Here is a 2,712-nt window from a genome sequence, read left to right as displayed (position 1 = left end):
GTGAATGTAGAACGACCTGAAACGTTTGTGATGATTGAACCCATTGTTTACAAATCAAATGGTTTTGCTATAGCATTAAATCATATCATGTCAGCGGTCACGACCACCATTAAAGAGTTTTGTACTGAGGACTTCAGCCCTCATAAAATTACTAGGAATAAAGTCCTCACTACAAACCTTAGAACGCTTATTTACCCGACATTAAATTAATAACTTTGAGGAAGATTGAAAAATGACAATTTTAACTCAAGCCGAACAACTAGAAATTGAATATCCCAGCAGCGACGGAGAGCCGATGGCTGAAAGCGACATCACGCGCGATTACATAACTTACAGCGTAGAAGCTGTCAAGCTTTACTTTCAAGAACGTTCTGATGTTTACGTGTCAGCTAATTCTTTCATATATTATGAAGAAGGGAACAACCAAGCGGTTGTTGCTCCGGATATTTATGTGGTGTTTGGAGTAGCTACCCGCCAAAGGGATAATTATAAAGTTTGGGAAGAAGGCGGAATTACTCCTGATTTTGTGTTAGAAATTACTTCGGAAACAACTCAGACGAAAGACCAAGAAACCAAACCTAAAAATTATCGGTCTTTGGGAATTAGGGAATATTTTCAGTACGATCCGTCGGGAGATTATCTGAATCCAATTTTACAGGGAGTACGTCTAATAAACAATCAGTACGAGCCGATTGCAGCAAACAATATCGCTTTCGATACGCTGTGGTTGGTTGTTCAATGAAGTGCTGGGACTGGAATTGCATCTAATTTCAGGAGAATTGAGGTTTAGAGTTCCTGAAACGGGTGAGTTTTTGAAGACTCACAAGGAAGAAAACCTAAGACGACTGGCCGCGGAGTCAACATTACGATCGCTCGTAACTCAACTCTTAAATTCTGGAATGAGTCTGGAACAGGTAGCGCAAATGATGAATTTATCGACAGTGGAAGTGAGACGATTGGTAGGGGAAATTTTTTGATCGATCGCACTTTTCCCAGATATCAAGGATAGTGCGATCGAAGTATGGGACAAAATGAGAACAGCCAACAGTCAACAGTCCACAATTAGCTAATGACTAGAAAGGCTTATTCGTAGGTTTAAAACCTTGCTTTTGAAAATAGGTTTTAAATACCTCGTGAGCAATTGGTGCGGCCGAGACAGCACCAAATCCGCCACCTTCAACGATAACTGCGATCGCAACTTCAGGTTTGTCAGCGGGAGCAAAACCCACATACATAGAATTGTCAGGATGACCGGGCATTTCCACAGTCCCAGTCTTACCAGCACTTAAAGGAATAGTACCGTCATTCATGGCGCGGCCCGTACCTTTTTTCACCACGTCAATCAATCCTTGTTTAATGACGTTTAAAGTGGCAGGCTTAATACCTGTTGGAATTTTTTTAGTAACAGGCGTATTGGTTTGAGAAGCCAACAAATGCGGCTGCACTCGCCAACCGCCGTTGGCAATAGTTGACACCATCACTGCCAATTCTAAGGGAGTACAAAGTACCAAACCCTGGCCGATAGCCATTGTTACTGTATCGCCAACATACCAATCTTCCCCATACATTTTCTGTTTCTCTGCTGGGATCGGAACTTGACCGTGATTGGCGCCGTCTATCCCCAAAAGGTCTAAATTAATAGTACCGCCAATGCCCATTTTTTTAGCCCATTTCGCCATTTCTTCCGGCCCTGCAGTCATACCTACTTGATAGAAAAACGTATTGCTGCTGTAGGCTAAAGCATCGCGGAAACCGATAACGCCGTAACCGGCACCGTGTTCGTTAAAGGAAATTCCGCCGATGTTAATTGAAGCAGAACTTACCAAAGTCGAGTCAGGAGAAAACTTGCCCGACTCCATCCCGGCTACAGAAGTTACAATCTTAAAAGTGCTGCCGACTGGATAGCCTTGAACTGCCCGATTTAAAAATGGTTTGTCTGGCCCTTGCAGTCGATCCCATTCTTGTTGAGTCACCTTGCGGGTGAAAATATTGGGATCAAATGTCGGCCAACTAGCCATTGTTAAAAGAGCTCCTGTTTTTACGTCGATCGCCACAACTGCACCCAGGCGATCGCCCAAAGCTTTTTCCGCCGTTTTCTGCATATCTAAATCTAAAGTTACCTGCACCGGTTTGCCGGGAATAGGCTCTTTTACACCTAAATCTTGGATTTCCTCGCCCTTAGCATTCACCTCGATTAAACGGTTTCCCCAAACGCCCTCTAAAGTTGAATTGGCTAATTTTTCAACTCCCATTTGACCGACGAGCATCCCCATCGGATATGCAGGATTAGCTTTTAATTGCTCTAAACTAGCTTCGCCGACGTATCCCAAAAGGTGAGCTGCTAATTGCTGGTGGGGATTGTCTCGGCTCGATTCTACGCGAATTTCAACTCCCCGCAAAGCATTAGTTTGTTCTCCCAAAGCGACGAAAGTACCGACATCGATATCCTTACTAATTCGCACTGGCAGGGCTGATCTGTAGCCAACGGCATCGATTTTTTTGATAATTTCGGCGGCAGGAAGTTTGACGATCGGGTCCAGTGTAGCGGCGATCTCTTGCCACTCCTTGGCCGATCGCTCTTTTGGCCACACATAGACCGATCGAGATACGCGGTTGGCCGCAAAAATTTGGCCGCTGCGGTCTAAAATTTGACCGCGATTGGCTGGGACTGAAACAGGGCGAATGCGGTTATTTTCCGCCCGCTGTCGGTTG

Annotated in this window: 3 protein-coding genes; 2 read left to right on the top strand and 1 reads right to left on the bottom strand. The window is 44.7% G+C overall.

Going from position 1 to position 2,712, the window contains the following annotated elements; all coding sequences use genetic code 11:
• The coding region (locus tag QUA38_RS23855; protein ID WP_333166268.1) for a hypothetical protein at positions 1-210 on the top strand (210 nt) is incomplete at its 5' end.
• A gap of 22 nt (positions 211-232) precedes the next feature.
• Positions 233-742, top strand: coding sequence for a Uma2 family endonuclease (locus tag QUA38_RS23850; RefSeq protein ID WP_333166266.1), 510 nt, complete (start codon positions 233-235; stop codon positions 740-742).
• Between the two features lie 331 nt (positions 743-1,073).
• Here QUA38_RS23850 and mrdA read toward each other — a convergent pair.
• Positions 1,074-2,712, bottom strand: a 1,639-nt coding sequence (gene mrdA / locus QUA38_RS23845; RefSeq protein ID WP_333166265.1) for a penicillin-binding protein 2, incomplete at its 5' end; no start/stop codon positions are given.

The organism is Microcoleus sp. Pol12B4, assembly GCF_036701385.1.
Classification (GTDB): domain Bacteria; phylum Cyanobacteriota; class Cyanobacteriia; order Cyanobacteriales; family Microcoleaceae; genus Microcoleus.
This window is presented reverse-complemented; position numbering and strand designations above follow the sequence as displayed.